Annotated in this window: 12 protein-coding genes; 3 read left to right on the forward strand and 9 right to left on the reverse strand. The window is 71.3% G+C overall.

Annotation, left to right across the window (positions count from 1 at the left end; translation table 11 throughout):
- Positions 1-15: 15 nt before the first annotated feature.
- The 9 genes from DI272_RS09615 to DI272_RS09655 form a co-directional block, all read right to left on the reverse strand.
- On the reverse strand, positions 16-1566 hold the full coding sequence (locus tag DI272_RS09615) for an NCS1 family nucleobase:cation symporter-1 (RefSeq protein ID WP_109494945.1): 1551 nt from the start codon (positions 1564-1566) through the stop codon (positions 16-18).
- Positions 1567-1683: 117 nt separating this feature from the next.
- On the reverse strand, positions 1684-2703 hold the full coding sequence (locus tag DI272_RS09620; protein ID WP_109494946.1) for a TIGR03842 family LLM class F420-dependent oxidoreductase: 1020 nt from the start codon (positions 2701-2703) through the stop codon (positions 1684-1686).
- Between the two features lie 11 nt (positions 2704-2714).
- On the reverse strand, positions 2715-4118 hold the full coding sequence (hydA, locus tag DI272_RS09625) for a dihydropyrimidinase (RefSeq protein ID WP_109494947.1): 1404 nt from the start codon (positions 4116-4118) through the stop codon (positions 2715-2717).
- A gap of 31 nt (positions 4119-4149) precedes the next feature.
- Positions 4150-4992 carry a nitrilase-related carbon-nitrogen hydrolase gene (locus tag DI272_RS09630; protein WP_109494948.1) on the reverse strand — a complete coding sequence of 281 codons (843 nt, stop codon included), beginning with the start codon at positions 4990-4992 and terminating at the stop codon, positions 4150-4152.
- Between the two features lie 155 nt (positions 4993-5147).
- Complete coding sequence (locus DI272_RS09635) at positions 5148-6728, reverse strand: PucR family transcriptional regulator (protein ID WP_109494949.1); 1581 nt, start codon at positions 6726-6728, stop codon at positions 5148-5150.
- Positions 6729-6760: 32 nt separating this feature from the next.
- Complete coding sequence (locus DI272_RS09640) at positions 6761-8050, reverse strand: aspartate aminotransferase family protein (RefSeq protein WP_109494950.1); 1290 nt, start codon at positions 8048-8050, stop codon at positions 6761-6763.
- Positions 8047-8889, reverse strand: a complete 843-nt coding sequence (locus DI272_RS09645; protein ID WP_109494951.1) for a nitrilase-related carbon-nitrogen hydrolase — start codon at positions 8887-8889, stop codon at positions 8047-8049. Before DI272_RS09645 ends, DI272_RS09640 begins: the two co-directional genes overlap by 4 nt.
- A gap of 170 nt (positions 8890-9059) precedes the next feature.
- Positions 9060-10631 (reverse strand): hypothetical protein, encoded by a 1572-nt coding sequence (locus tag DI272_RS09650; protein WP_109494952.1) that lies wholly within the window; start codon positions 10629-10631, stop codon positions 9060-9062.
- A 143-nt stretch (positions 10632-10774) separates the two neighbouring features.
- On the reverse strand, positions 10775-11026 hold the full coding sequence (locus DI272_RS09655) for a helix-turn-helix domain-containing protein (RefSeq protein WP_109494953.1): 252 nt from the start codon (positions 11024-11026) through the stop codon (positions 10775-10777).
- Between the two features lie 32 nt (positions 11027-11058).
- Here DI272_RS09655 and map point away from each other — a divergent pair, with 32 nt between their 5' ends.
- The 3 genes from map to DI272_RS09670 all read left to right on the forward strand — a co-directional run bounded on the left by map (position 11059) and on the right by DI272_RS09670 (position 15377).
- Positions 11059-11826: a type I methionyl aminopeptidase gene (gene map, locus DI272_RS09660; protein WP_109494954.1), complete on the forward strand. Its 768-nt coding sequence runs from the start codon at positions 11059-11061 to the stop codon at positions 11824-11826.
- Between the two features lie 45 nt (positions 11827-11871).
- Positions 11872-12651 carry a sporulation protein gene (locus tag DI272_RS09665; protein WP_109494955.1) on the forward strand — a complete coding sequence of 260 codons (780 nt, stop codon included), beginning with the start codon at positions 11872-11874 and terminating at the stop codon, positions 12649-12651.
- 191 nt (positions 12652-12842) lie between these two features.
- The gene (locus DI272_RS09670; RefSeq protein WP_109500758.1) at positions 12843-15377 is read left to right on the forward strand and encodes an ATP-dependent Clp protease ATP-binding subunit; all 2535 of its coding nucleotides are present in this window, start codon (positions 12843-12845) and stop codon (positions 15375-15377) included.
- The last annotated feature ends 29 nt before the right edge of the window (positions 15378-15406 follow it).

Below are 15406 nucleotides of genomic sequence, written 5' to 3' on the forward strand. Positions count from 1 at the left end.
CGGCGCCATGCCCCGTCACACGCGCTCCTGCTCCCTCCCCAGCGGCAGCATCAGCGCGACGTACAGCACCAGCGAGGCTCCCAGGCCCACGGCCCAGCCGTAGTCGGCGAGCGGTTTGAGGAACGGGATCAGTCCGTCCGTGGGGAAGGGGCCGGTCTTCGACCCGTCGGAGCCCACCCCCGAGTACGAACCGCCGACCGCGAGCACCCCGCCGACGACGAAGGCGAGGATCGCCCGCCAGTTCCAGCCGTTGGTGTACCAGTAGCGGCCGCCCAGCGTGTAGAGGTCCGCCAGGTGCAGGACCGTACGGCGCACGATCCAGTAGTCGGCGATGAGGATGCCCGCGACCGTGCCGAGCAGGCCGCCGACCACGCCGAGCCAGGTGAAGATGTAGAACTCCGGCGTCGAGATCAGCTTCCACGGGAAGATCAGGATGCCGACGACGCCCGTGATGAGCGCGCCCGTACGGAAGTTGATGAGTTTCGGGGCGAGGTTCGCGAGGTCGTACGCGGGGGAGACGACGTTCGCCGCGATGTTCACGGAGATGGTGGCGACCAGCACGATGACCAGGGCGAAGAGCAGGCCGAAGGCGTTGTCCGCCTTGGCCGCCAGGGTGACCGGGTCCCAGATCGCCTCGCCGTAGACGACCTCGGAGCCGGAGGTGACCAGTACGGCGAGGACCGCGAACAGCGTCATCGTCGTGGGAAGTCCGAGGGACTGCCCCCACGTCTGCGCCTTCTGGCTGGCGCCGAAGCGGGTGAAGTCGGGGATGTTCAGCGACAGGGTCGCCCAGAAGCCGATCATGCCCATCAGGGACGGGAAGAACACCGGCCAGAAGTCGGGGCCCCAGCCCAGTTTGGAGGGCTGGTCGAGCAGCGCGCCGAAGCCGTCCGCCTTGACCGCGATCCACACCAGCAGCACCAGCGCGCCGACGATCACGAAGGGCGCGGCCCAGTTCTCGAAGTGCCGCAGGAAGTCCATGCCACGGTAGATGATCGCGATCTGCAACGCCCAGAACAGCAGGAAGCACAGCCACAGCGGCCACGGGTTGCCGGCGATCTTCCCCGCGTTCTCCCAGTGCCCGCCGGTGAGTTTGGACCCGAGGGCGAAGATGCCGCTGCCGCCGATCCAGGTCTGGATGCCGAACCAGCCGCAGGCCACCGCGGCACGGATCATCGCGGGGATGTTGGCGCCGCGCAGCCCGAAGGAGGCGCGGGCCAGGACCGGGAAGGGGATGCCGTACTTGGGTCCGGCGTGCCCGGTGGCCAGCATCGGCAGCAGCACGATGACGTTGGCCAGGGCGATGGTGAACACGGCCTGCTTCCAGTCCATCCCGAGCGCGACCAGCCCGGAGGCCAGGGTCCAGCTGGGGATGCAGTGGGCCATGGAGATCCACAGGGCCGCGAAGTTGTAGGTCGTCCACTTGCGTTCGGCGACCGGTACGGGACGCAGGTCCTCGTTGGCGAAGGGGCTGTCGGCGGGATAGGCCCCGGGGCTGAGTTCGATACGGCCGCCGGCGTCGGCGGACTGGGATATGTGCGACCCCGTGGGGACTGTGTCGGTCATGGGCAGGCCAATCGGTGAGCGGGACGGGAGAGGCCGTGCGGGGGCCTTGGGCCCCTCTCCGCCCCGGGACGGCGGGGGGAGAGGGTGTCAAGGTGTGGGGGGTCGGGGTGGTGCCGGTCAGGCGTTGACCGCGGGGATGACCTTCGAGCCGTACGCGTCGATGGTCGTCTCCTGCGCGTCGTGCATGTCGTAGACGGCGAACTGGTCGACGCCCAGCGCGCGCAGGGCGTTGAGCTTCTCGATGTGCTTCTCGACGGGGCCGATGACGCAGAACCGGTCGACGATCTCGTCCGGCACGAACGCGGTGTCCGGGTTGTCGGCGCGCCCGTGATGCGAATAGTCGTACCCCTCCCGGGACTTGATGTAGTCCGTGAGCTCGTCCGGCACTTGAGCGGAGTGCTCGCCGTACTTCGAGACGAGGTCGGCGACGTGGTTGCCGACCATCCCGCCGAACCAGCGGCACTGCTCGCGCGCGTGGGCGAGCGCCTCCGGCGAGTCGTCCGCCGTGACGTAGGCGGGGGCGGCGACACAGATCTTGACCTCGGACGGGTCACGACCGGCGGCGACCGCCGCGTCCTTGACCGCCTTGACCATGTATTCGGTCAGGTACAGGTCGGCGAGCTGGAGGATGAACCCGTCGGCCTCCTCGCCCGTCATCTTCAGCGCCTTCGGGCCGTACGCCGCCATCCATACGGGGAGGTGGGCGTCCTCCTTGATCCACGGGAACTTGATGACCGTGCCGCCGAGGTCGGCCTCCCGGCCGGAGCCGAGGGCGCGGATGACCTTCATCGCCTCGCTGATGCGGGCCAGCGTGTTCGGGGTGCGGCCCGCGACGCGCATCGCCGAGTCGCCGCGGCCGATGCCGCAGACGGTGCGGTTGCCGAACATGTCGTTGAGGGTGGCGAAGGTGGAGGCGGTGACCTCCCAGGTGCGGGTGCCCGGGTTGGTGACCATCGGGCCGACCGTCAACTTGGTGGTGTTGGCCAGGATCTGACTGTAGATCACGAACGGTTCCTGCCAGAGCACCGCGGAGTCGAAGGTCCAGCCGTAGGTGAAGCCGTTGCGCTCGGCACGCTTCATCAGGCTGACGACCTTCGAGGCCGGCGGGTCGGTCTGCAGGACGAGTCCGAAGTCCATGGGCGCCACTCCTAGTTGAGGTACTGACAGGTGGAACGGGGGGTGTAGACGCCGTGCCCGGCGTGCCCGGTGTACTCCCGTTCCGTGATGACGGGTTCGCCGCGCGAGAGGACCGTCTCGACCCGGCCGGTGGTGCGCTTCCCCTCGTACGCCGAGTAGTCGACGTTCATGTGGTGCGTCTCGGCGGACATGACCTGCTCGGCGTGCGGGTCGTAGATGACGATGTCGGCGTCGGCGCCGGGGGCGATGGTGCCCTTCTTGGGGTACATGCCGAACATGCGGGCCGGGGTGGCGCAGGCGATCTCGATCCAGCGGCGGCGGGTGATGTGGCCGTCGACGACGGCCTGGTGGAGCAGGTCCATGCGGTTCTCGACGCCCGGCAGACCGTTGGGGATCTTCGAGAAGTCGCCGCGGCCCAGCTCCTTCTGGCCGGCGAAGCAGAACGGGCAGTGGTCGGTGGAGACGACCTGGAGGTCGTTGGTCCGCAGGCCCTGCCAGAGCTTGGCCTGGTGTTCCTTCGGACGCAGGGGGGTCGAGCACACGTACTTCGAGCCCTCGAAGTCCGGCTCGGCGAGGTTGTCCGTCGACAGGAACAGGTACTGCGGGCAGGTCTCGCCGAAGACGTTGAGCCCCTCGTCGCGCGCCCGCGCCAGCTCGGCCACCGCCTCCATCGCCGAGACGTGCACGACGTACAGCGGGGCGCCCGCGACCTGCGCCAGCTTGATGGCGCGGTGCGTGGCCTCGGCCTCCAGAAGGGCCTTGCGGACCTCACCGTGATAGCGCGGGTCGGTCTCGCCGCGGGCCAGCGCCTGTTCCACCAGCACGTCGATCGCGATGCCGTTCTCGGCGTGCATCATGATCAGGCCGCCGTTCTCGGCGGAGCGCTGCATGGCGCGCAGGATCTGGCCGTCGTCGGAGTAGAAGACGCCCGGGTAGGCCATGAACTGCTTGAAACTCGTCACCCCCTCCTCGACCAGGAGGTCCATCTCCTTCAGCGTCTCCTGGTTCACATCGGAGACGATCATGTGGAAGCCGTAGTCGATCGCGCAGTTGCCCTCCGCCTTGGCGTGCCAGGCGTCCAGGCCCTCGCGCAGGGAGTGGCCGACGCTCTGCACCGCGAAGTCGACGATCGTGGTCGTGCCGCCCCAGGCGGCGGCCCGGGTGCCGGTCTCGAAGGTGTCGGAGGCGAAGGTGCCGCCGAACGGCAGCTCCATGTGGGTGTGGGCGTCGACGCCACCGGGGATGACGTACTTCCCGGTGGCGTCGAGGGTCCGCTCGCCGGTGAACGCCTCGGCGGCGGAGGTGCCCGAGGCGGCGAGGGCGGCGATGCGGCCGTCCTCGATCAGCACGTCGGCGTGGATCTCGTCGGACGCGGTGATGACGAGACCACCGCGGATGACGGTACGGCTGCTCATGGTCCCTCTCCTGCCAGGGTGGTGGGTTCGGTCAGGGTGCGGTCAGCGGCGGGTAGGCGTCGGGGCGGCGGTCCCGGTAGAACTGCCAGCGGTCGCGGACCTCGCGGAGCTTGGCCATGTCCAGGTCGCGGACGACGAGTTCGGTCTCCTTGTCGGAGGCGACCTCGCCCACGAACTGGGCCTCCGGGTCGACGAAGTAGGTCGTCCCGTAGAAGTCGTTGTCGCCCAGTTCCTCGACCCCGACCCGGTTGATCGCGCCGACGAAGTACTCGTTGGCGACGGCCGCGGCCGGCTGCTCCAACTGCCACAGGTAGGCGGACAGTCCGCGCGAGGTGGCCGACGGGTTGAAGACGATCTCTGCGCCCGCGAGGCCCAACGCCCGCCAGCCCTCCGGGAAGTGGCGGTCGTAGCAGATGTAGACGCCGATCCTCCCGGCCTTGGTGTCGAAGACCGGCCAGCCCAGGTTGCCGGGACGGAAGTAGAACTTCTCCCAGAATCCGGGGACTTGGGGGATGTGGTGCTTGCGGTACTTGCCGAGGTACGAGCCGTCGGCGTCGATCACGGCGGCCGTGTTGTAGAGGACGCCGGGCTGCTCCTCCTCGTACATCGGCAGGATCAGGACGAGGCCCAGCTCCTTGGCCAGCGCCTGGAACCGCTTCACGATCGGCCCGTCGGGGATCTGCTCGGCGTACTCGTAGAACGCCTTGTCCTGGACCTGGCAGAAGTACGGCCCGTAGAACAGCTCCTGGAAGCACAGGACCTGAGCGCCCTGCGCGGCCGCGTCGCGGGCCGCCTGCTCGTGGACCTGGATCATCGATTCCTTGTCGCCCGTCCACGCGGTCTGGAAGAGGGCGGCACGGATCACTCTGCTCATCGGGACCTCCGGTCGCTCGGTGTGCGAGAAGGCTAGGAAGTCCGAAAGCGGGCTTTGAGTTGCAGCGTGTCACGTCTGCGGGCGTGCGGCGTGCCACGGTGTCACCCTGTCGAGGTCCCATGTTTCACCGCCGTTTTCCCAGGTCATGGCATGTTTCAACTCTGTTGCGCGTCGTGCGCGAGAAGGGCGATGTGCACCGAGGCGGCCTGTTCGAAGTCGTCGAGGTCCACACCGAGCCGCCCCTGTATGGCTTCCAGTCGGCGATACAGGGCGGGGCGGGAGACGTGGTGGAGCTGGGCGGTGCGGGACTTGTTGCGGCCGGTGGCGAGATACGTGCGCAGGACCGCGAGCAACCCCTCCCCCGAGCCCGAGTCGCACAGCAGTCCGTCCAACTCCCGCTCCGCGAAGGACTGCACATCCGGGTTGTCACGCAACAGCCGTATCAGACCGCGCAGATGCACGTCCTTGAGACGCACGACGGACGGCAGGTCGAGCGCCCCGGAGGCCACGGCGTCCGCGACGTGCCGGGCCTCGCGCATACCGGCGGGGACGTCGTCCCAGGCCGTCCGCGGGTCGGCCGCCGCCACGACCGTGTCCGTCAGCCGGGCCGCGAAGTTGGCCGTCAGGACCGCGGCGTCCTGGTCCCGGGCCAGGCTCAGCAGCACGGCGGTGACCCCGTCGGCGAATTCGGCGACGAGTCCGGACAACCCCAGCAGGCGCAGCACCCGGTCGAGTTCGGCCGGGTCACCGTCCCGTACCACCAGCGGCACGAACGTCCGCCGGTTGACGGGCAGTCCGGCGGCCCGCGCCCGCGGCAGCAGCTGCCGTGCCGGTACGACCCCGCTGACGAGGTCGGTGAGCAGGCTCTGCGCGGACTGCTCCTCCCAGGTGTGGGCGGAAGTGCCGCCGAGCATGCGGTGCAGGACGAGGGCCTCGGCGGCCCGGTCGGCGAGCAGCCGCCCGGAGGCGGTGTCCCCGCGGTAGCCGCAGAGCAGGATCTGCCCCCAGCGTTCCCCGCGTCCGCCCAGTTCGGCGCGGATCCAGCCGTCGCCCTCGGTGCCTCCCCCAGTGCCTGAAGGGCCTGGGCGGTGCCCCCATGCCTGCCGGGCGATGCGCTCCCAGTCGCGCAGCACGTCGTCCACGGCCGGCCGCTCCCCCGCGGTGGCGAGGACGCGGTGGGCGAGGTTGGTGACGACGACCGGGCAGGCGCTGTGCCGGGCGACCTCGTCGAGCAGGCGCTGGAGCGGGGCGCCCGCCGTGATGAGTCCGGTGAGCGAGGTGCGGACCGCCTCGGACAGGCTCACGGCCGCGAACTTCCGCCGCACCAGCCGGGACTGCACCTCCTCGGTCAACTCCGCGAAGGGGAAGGGCCGGTGGAGGACGACCATGGGCAGCCCGCACCGCTCGGCGGCCCTGCGCATGACGTCGGGCGGGGCCGGGAAGGCACGGCCGAGCCCCAGGACCACGGCCGCGGCCTCGGCGCGGTGCAGGGACTGGATGTACTCGGCCTGCGCGCCCTCGTCCCCGGCCAGCAGCACGCCGGTGGTGAGGACCATCTCGCCGCCGCTGAGCATGACGCCGACGTCGGCGGCCTCGGCGACGTGCACCCAGCGCACGGCCCGGTCGAGCTGGGCCGCGCCGGCCACCACCTCGGGCTCCCCGGCGAGCACCCGTTCCAGGGTGAGGACCTGGCGGACGGACAGGGCCGGTTCCAGGTGGTCCAAGGCGGTGGTCATGGCGCGTGTTCCCTTGCTCTGTCAGGGTGCTGCTACTGGATGCTCCTCAGAGCGCTCTCGAGGATCGCGGCGCCTTCCTCGGCCTCCGCGACGGTGAGGGACAGCGGCGGGGCGATCCGGAGGGCGCTGGTGTTGTGGCCGCCGCCCTTGCCGATGAGCAGCCCGCCCGCGCGGCACGCCTCCAGCACGGCGGACGCCGCGTCCGGGTCGGCCCGGTCGGTGCCGGGTGCGACCAGCTCGATGCCGATCATCAGCCCGCGCCCCCGGACCTCACGGACGCCGGGCACCTGCGCGGCGACGGCCCGGAGCCGTTCGATGAGGAGTCCGCCGACGCGCCGGGCGTTGCCCTGGAGGTCGTGTTCCACCAGGTACGACAGGTTCGCGAGGCCCGCCGCCATGGTGACCTGGGTGCCGCCGAACGTCGAGATGCTGTTGGCGTCCAGGCAGTTCATGATCTCGGCGCGGGCGACGACACCGCCGATGGACATGCCGTTGCCGATGCCCTTGGCGAAGGTGAGGAGGTCGGGCGGGCCGCTCCGGCCGTGCGCCTGCCAGCCCCAGAAGTTGTCGCCGGTGCGGCCCCAGCCGGTCTGCACCTCGTCGGCGATCCACAGGATGCCGCGCTCGGCCAGCACCTCGCGGAAGGCGGCGTACAGCCCGTCCGGCGGGGAGGTGAAGCCGCCGACGCCCTGGATCGGTTCGGCGATCAGGGCGGCGGGCGGGCGGGTGTGGCCGAGCAGGTCGGTGAGGTCGTCGACGCAGGCCGCGATGAACTCGGCGTCGCTCAGGGCGGCGTAGGGGCCGCGGGTGCGGACGCCGCCGTGGACGTACAGCGTCTGGAGCGGGGACAGCGAGGTCGGGGACCAGCCGCGGTTGCCGGTGATGCCGACCGCGCTGAAGGAGCGGCCGTGGTAGCTGTTGCGCATCGCCAGGATCGTGTTGCTGCGGCGGTACGTCGTCGCCAGCAGCAGGGCGGTGTCGTTGGCCTCGGTGCCGGAGGTGGTGAAGAAGACCCGGGCGTCCGGGATGCCGGACAACCGGGCGATGCGCTCGGCGAGTTCGACCATGGGCCGGTTCAGGTACAGGGTCGACGAGTGGATGATCCGCCCGGCCTGTTCGCTCACCGCCTTGGTGACCTCGGGCAGCGCGTGGGCGGTCATCGTGGTGAGGATGCCGCCGAAGAAGTCGAGGTACTTGTTGCCCTCGGCGTCCCACACGTAGCGGCCCTCGCCGTGCGTGATCTCCAGCGGGTCCTCGTAGTAGAGGGCGAGCCAGTCCGGGAGCACGGACTTGTGGCGTCCCAGCAGACCCTTGTCGGTCACGGCTGCACCAGCCCTTCGTAGGCGTCGGGCCTGCGGTCCCGGTAGAAGGCCCACTGCTGCCGTACCTCTTCGATGAGGTCGAAGTCGAGGTCCCGGACGACGAGTTCCTCCTCCTTGTCGCTCGCGGTGTCCCCGACGAACTGGCCGCGCGGGTCGACGAAGTACGACGTCCCGTAGAAGTCGTTGTCGCCGTACTCCTCGACGCCGACGCGGTTGATCGCGGCGACGAAGTACTCGTTGGCGACGGCTGCGGCCGGCTGTTCGAGCCGCCAGAGGTAGGAGGACAGGCCGCGGTGGGTGGCGGAGGGGTTGTAGACGAGCTGGGCGCCGTTGAGACCGAGTTGGCGCCAGCCTTCCGGGAAGTGGCGGTCGTAGCAGATGTAGACCCCCACCTTCCCGACGGCCGTGTCGAAGACCGGCCAGCCCGCGTTGCCCGGTTTGAAGTAGTACTTCTCCCAGAAGCCCTTGACCTGGGGGATGTGGTGCTTGCGGTACTTGCCGAGGTAGCCGCCGTCGGCGTCGATCACGGCGGCGGTGTTGTAGTAGAAGCCGGACTGCTCCACCTCGAAGACCGGCACGACGATCACCATGCCGGTCTCGCGGGCGAGCTCCTGCATACGACGCACGGTCGGCCCGTCGGGCACCGGTTCGGCCCACCGGTAGTGCTCCGGCTCCTGGACCTGGCAGAAGTAGGGGGCGTTGAACACTTCCTGGAAGCCGATGATCCTCGCGCCCTGGCGGGCCGCCTCGCGGGCGTGCTCCTCGTGTTTCGCCACCATGGACTCGGTGTCGCCGGTCCAGGTGGCCTGGACCAGAGCGGCACGAACGACGTTGGCCATGAGCTGCTCCTTCGACGGGACGTCAGAGCTTCTACGCCCGTAGATGCAGGCCGTAGAGGGTCGAAAGTAAGCCTCTCCAGCAGCCTTGCCAAGACCATCGTCGTTAACCCGCGGAGTCGATCACGTTTCACACTCACGTGGGTGAGCGGACAGCGGTGCGACCGCTCCGTTCAGGCGGTGAAACCCGCGACGCGGAGCGCGTGGACGAGGTCCCACCGCCGCTCCTCCGAGACCCCCTGGGCGGCCTGAAGCAGCAGCGGCACCAGGGTCCGCGGGTCGGGGGCGGCACTGCGGGCGGCCTCCTCCGGGGTGCGGACGCGGACGTAGGCGTCGAGCAGCGCGCGCACCTCACGGTGCCGCCCCTCGTGGACGAGCCCGAGGACGGCCTGTCCGATCTCCCCGGCGGGCCGTACGACGCCTTGCCGCAGCACCTGCTCGCCGTCCGCGGCGCGCCCCGCCTCCGCCAGCGCGTCCGCCGCCGCGACGAGCCGCTCCGCGGGCAGCGAGGCGGCCTCCCACAGCAGGGTCGCCCAGTCGGCGCCGAGGCCGGCGCGCTGGAGCTCGTCGGCGAGCAGCGGGAACCGCGCGGCGGGCCAGTAGGCGGCCTCGACCAGCAGCGCGTGCGCCTCCCCGCTGCGCCCCTCACGGCGCAGCCGTACGAGCTGCTCGACGGCCTGCGCCACCTCGCGCCGGGCCCCGTCGTCCAACGGCTCGGCCTGCGGCTCCGGCGCCTCGACCGGCACCGCGGCCCCGGCGAACCGGGCTCCGCGGGGGGTACGACGACCGGTGGCGGCCGGGGCGGGAAGCGTCGGCGCGGCGGCGGGCGGTACGGCGACGGGGGCGGCGTCCGCCTCGACCGCACCGGCGAACCGGGCACTGCCCCGGCGGCGTTTGCGCTGCTTGGGGGCGGGGGCGGGGTCAGGCACGGGGGGCGGCTCGGGCGCAGGGGTCGGCGCGGGCGCGGGGGCCTGCGCGGGGCCGGAGGAGGAGCTGAGTACACCGGAGGAGGAGCTGGGTGCAGGCGCCGCACCGAACCCGGCCGCCCCCGCGTCACCCACCTGCGCCGCACCGAACCCGGCCGCCCCCGCGTCACCCACCTGCGCCGCACCGAAGCCGGCCGCCCCCGCGTCACCCACCTGCGCCCCACCACCCGCGCCAGTCCCGGCACCGACGCGGAACACCGGCCCCTCGCCCCACTGCGCCGGTCGCGTCACCCGGGCCTGGCCGCCCCTTGCGCGGCGGTCCAAGTCGGCCATGCGGGCGCGGAGTTCGGCGCAGCGGGCCGTCGCGCGTTCGTGGTCGTCGCGGGCCCAGGCGAGGTCGCGGCGGAGGGCGTCGGCGGCGTCCCGGGTGGCGGCGGTGGCGAGCAACCTGCCGAGTTCCGCCTGGCGTTCGGCGGCGTAACGCTGTTCGCGGAGCATCACGTCGAGGCGGTCACCGAGCGCGTCGCGGGCACCGGGACGGGCGTCGTAGGCGGCCAGCGCCGCGGCGTGCAGGGCGCGGGCCCGTTCGGCCTCGGGGGCGGCGACGGCGGGGCCGTACTCCGTGGCGAGGTCCTGGAGGAGGGCCTCCACCACGTCCCAGGGCGGTACTTCACGCCCTTCGAGACAGGCCCGCATGCCCTCGGGATCACGTTGCCAGAACACCGCGCACCAGCCGCCGCCCTGATCGAGGCGCGCCAGCAGGGCGTCCAGGTGGTTCACGAACTCCCTTATGCGCCCCGGGAGTTGATCCACTGCCATCGTTCAACTCCCGCCAGACCGGAGCACTCCGGTCCGTAAGACAACACGAGCCGTGTTACGAACGCGCTACGAAGAGTTTTCGGACCGGACGCAGAGTGCGCCGCACCTACCGGAACGTGACGTGCGACCCGCGCACCCCGTGCTCACACGACGACGAGCGCGCACCTCTCCACGATCTCGTCCATCGACAGCCCGAGCGTCCGCGCCAGCGCCGCCACCGTGAAGAACGCCGGCGTCGGCGCCCGGCCGGTCTCGATCTTCCGCAGGGTCTCGGCCGAGAGGCCGGCACTCGCCGCCACGTCGGCCATGCTGCGGTCGCCGCGCGCCTCGCGCAGCAGCCGGCCGAGCCGCTCGCCGCGTTCGCGCTCTTCGGGGGTCAGGGGGGTGCGCACCATGCCCCCATTCTAATACCGGTATAGTAATTGGCATGGTGGAGCTGAAGACAGATACATCGATCGACGCCATGTACGAGGCCGGACAGGTCGTCGGACGTGCCCTCACAGCCGTACGGAAAGCCGCCGACGTGGGCGTTTCCCTGCTGGAGCTGGACGAGGTGGCCCACGACGTGCTCCGGGAGGCGGGCGCTTCCTCGCCCTTCCTCGGCTACCGTCCGTCCTTCGCGCCGACCGCGTTCCCCGCCGTCCTCTGCGTCTCCGTGAACGACGCCATCGTGCACGGCATCCCGACCCGCTACCGGCTGCGCGACGGCGACCTCGTCTCCGCGGACTTCGGCGCCGAACTCGGCGGCTGGGTCGGCGACTCGGCGGTCAGCTTCACGGTCGGCACCCCGCGCGAGGCCGACCTCCGCCTGATCGCGGCGGCGGAGCGGGCCCTGGACGCCGGTATCGCGGCGGCCGTGGTCGGCAACCGCATCGGCGACATCGCGCACGCGATCGGCACGGTGTGCCGGTCCGCCGGTTACGGCATCCCGGACGGTTTCGGCGGGCACGGCATCGGCCGCCGTATGCACGAGGACCCGGGCGTCCCGAACGAGGGCCGCCCCGGCCGCGGCATGAAGCTGCGGCACGGCATGGTCCTGGCGATCGAGCCCATGGTGATCGGCGGCGGCACGGACGGCTACCACGCCGACAGTGACGGCTGGACCCTGCGCACGAACGACGGTTCCCGCGCGGCCCACGCCGAGCACACGGTGGCGATCACGGACGCGGGTCCACGCGTGCTGACCGCACGCTGAGTTAACCTGCGTCTCTGATCATCGCGGGCTCGGGGAGGGGCGCACGTGGGATTCAAGCGGCTGTTCGGCATCGGGGACCCGGACGAGGCGATCGAGGTCGACACGCAGATCCTGGGTCCGGTGTATCCGGGCGGGAACGTGAAGGGCGAGGTCGTCCTCAGGGGCGGATCACGCGACACGCCGGTGCGGAACATCTACCTGCGCGTGGCGGCCCGGTGCACGGCCTACGACGGCGAGGAGCGCGACTACAGCCTCGCCACCTGCGTCGCCACTCCCTCCCACTTCACCCTGGGCAAGGGCGAGGAGAAGCGGCTGACGTTCACGGAACGCCTCTCCTGGGAGACGCCGGTCAGCGAGCTCGGCGGCCAGGCCCTGGGCGTGGTGCTCACCGTGAAGAGCGAGCTCTATCGCGACTGGGACGACGACGGAACCGCCGTCGACACCGACCTGCTGCATGTCTCGGCCCTGCCCCTGCACGAGGCGGTGCTGGACGCCTTCGCGGAGGAGGGCTACTACTGCGACTCCGCCTACGTCCAGGACTCCTACGTCCCGAACACCGAGCAGCACCGGGGCTTCCACCAGTCCTTCGTCCTCACCGACCGCGCCCCCGGCCCCGGGCGGCCGGAGCAGCTGGAGGTCGTCTTCCAGACGAACGTCGTCGGGGCTCTGATCCATGTGCGGCGCGCCGCACCCGACGTACGGGACTGGAAGAGCAAGCCCCCGGCCCGCCGTTTCACCGCCGCCCACCACGAGGTCGGCACCGTCGACTGGCACCCGCAGGTGCGCAAGGTGCTGAGCGAGCTGGCGCTGTTGGGGGAGCACTGACGGGAGGGTGCCACGGGCCGCTGAACCGGCTGCGAAGGCGCCGCTGAAAGTGCCCGGTCCCGCCGTCCGTGCGAAGGTGTTCTACGAACGCCCGCCCCAGGTGTAACCGGCTTCCAGTCGGTTACCCGGCTCCGGCACGTCGATCAGCGAGGGCGTCCCGGGCCTCGCAGGGACGCCGGATGGGAACGGCCATGACCAGCGGCTTCAGCGGACCGGAAGGCTACGACCCCTTCGGCGAGTTCCTCGCCCGGTTCTTCGGCGGGCCCCGCCCCGGCCCCCGGCAGATCAACATCGGCCAGCTGCTGAGCCAGCCGGCCCGGGAGCTGGTCCGGGGTGCCGCCCAGTACGCCGCCGAGCACGGCAGCCGGGACCTGGACACCCAGCATCTGCTGCGGGCGGCGCTGTCCGCCGAGCCGACCCGGAGTCTGCTCAGCCGGGCCGGCGCCGACCCGGACGAACTGGCGACGGAGATCGACGAACGGTCGGGGCCGGTGCTGCACCCGCCGGGCGAGGCCCCGCCCCCGACCTCGCTCTCCCTGACCCCGGCCGCCAAGCGTGCCCTGCTGGACGCGCACGATCTGGCCCGGGCCCGCGGCGCCGGCTGCATCGGCCCCGAGCACGTCCTCAGCGCACTGGCCGCCAACCCCGACTCGGCCGCGGGCCACATCCTCAACTCGGCCCACTTCGCCCCCACCGGCCTGCCGCCCGAGGCCGCACCCGACGCCGGGGCGGCGCGCGCGGAGCGCCCGCGCGACACCGGCACCCCGACCCTCGACAAGTACAGCCGCGATCTCACCGACCTGGCCCGCCGGGGCGGTATCGACCCGGTCATCGGGCGGGACGAGGAGATCGAGCAGACCATCGAGGTGCTCTCCCGGCGCGGCAAGAACAACCCGGTCCTCATCGGAGACGCGGGGGTCGGCAAGACCGCCATCGTGGAGGGGCTCGCCCAGCGGATCGCCGACGGCGACGTGCCCGACGTGCTCATCGGGCGGCGGGTCGTCGCCCTCGACCTGACGGGCGTGGTCGCGGGCACCCGCTACCGGGGCGACTTCGAGGAACGGCTCAACTCGATCGTCTCCGAGATCCGCGCGCACTCCGACCAGTTGATCGTCTTCATCGACGAACTGCACACCGTCGTGGGCGCGGGCGGTGGCGGCGAGGCCGCCTCCATGGACGCCGGCAACATCCTCAAGCCCGCCCTGGCACGCGGCGAGTTGCACATCGTCGGCGCGACCACGCTGGAGGAGTTCCGCCGCATCGAGAAGGACGCGGCGCTGGCCCGCCGCTTCCAGCCCATCCTCGTCCCCGAACCGTCCGTGGCGGACGCGCTGGAGATCCTGCGCGGGCTGCGTGACCGGTACGAGGCCCACCACCAGGTCCGCTACACCGACGAGGCGTTGACGGCGGCCGTCGAGCTGTCCGACCGCTATCTCCCCGACCGGCGCCTGCCCGACAAGGCCATCGACCTGATCGACCAGGCCGGCGCGCGGGTCCGGCTGCGGGCCCGCACCAAGGGCACGGACGTCCGGGCCCTGGAGCGCGAGGTGGAGCAGCTGGTCCGGGACAAGGACCAGGCCGTCGCCGACGAGCAGTACGAGAAGGCCACTCAACTGCGCGACCGGATCGCGGAGTTGAAGGAGCGGATCGGCGAGGCGGCGGGCAACGGCACGGCCGACGAGGGCCAGCACCTGGAGGTGACCGCCGAGGCCATCGCCGAGGTGGTCTCCCGGCAGACCGGCATCCCGGTCGCCAGCCTCACCCAGGAGGAGAAGGAGAAGCTGCTCGGCCTGGAGGAGCACCTGCACCAGCGGGTGGTCGGCCAGGAGGAGGCCGTCCGGGTGGTCTCCGACGCGGTGCTGCGCTCCCGGGCCGGGCTCGCCAGCCCCGACCGCCCGATCGGCAGCTTCCTGTTCCTCGGCCCGACCGGCGTCGGCAAGACCGAGCTGGCCCGCGCGCTGGCCGAGGCCCTGTTCGGCAGCGAGGAGCGCATGGTGCGCCTCGACATGAGCGAGTACCAGGAACGGCACACCGTCAGCCGCCTGGTCGGCGCCCCGCCCGGATACGTCGGCCACGAGGAGGCGGGCCAGCTCACCGAGGTCGTCCGCAGGCACCCGTACTCGCTGCTCCTGCTGGACGAGGTGGAGAAGGCGCACCCGGACGTCTTCAACATCCTCCTCCAGGTCCTCGACGACGGCCGTCTCACCGACTCCCAGGGCCGCACGGTCGACTTCACCAACACGGTCGTGGTGATGACCAGCAACCTGGGCTCCGAGGCGATCACGCGGCGCGGCGCCGGGATCGGCTTCGGGGCGGGCGGCGCGGAGGCCGACGAGGAGGCGCGGCGCGAGCAGATCCTGCGCCCGCTGCGCGAGCACTTCCGCCCCGAGTTCCTCAACCGCATCGACGAGATCGTCGTCTTCCGCCAGCTGACGGAGGAGCAACTGCGGCAGATCACCGACCTGTTGCTCGACCGCACCCGCCGCATGCTGCACGCCCAGGGCATCACGGTCGACGTCACGGAGGCGGCCGTCGACTGGCTGTCCCGCCGCGGCTATCAGCCGGAGTACGGCGCCCGCCCGCTGCGCCGCACGATCCAGCGCGAGGTGGACAACGAGCTGTCGCGGCTGCTGCTGGACGGGCGGGTCGCGGCGGGCGGCCGGATCACCGTGGACGTGCAGGAGGGCAGCCTGACCATCCAGCCGACGGACGCTGAAGCTCCCTAGGGCGCGGGGCTGTGCCGATGTGCGGCTAC

Origin of the sequence: Streptomyces sp. Act143, assembly GCF_003143935.1 — a bacterium.
Taxonomy (GTDB): Bacteria; Actinomycetota; Actinomycetes; order Streptomycetales; family Streptomycetaceae; genus Streptomyces.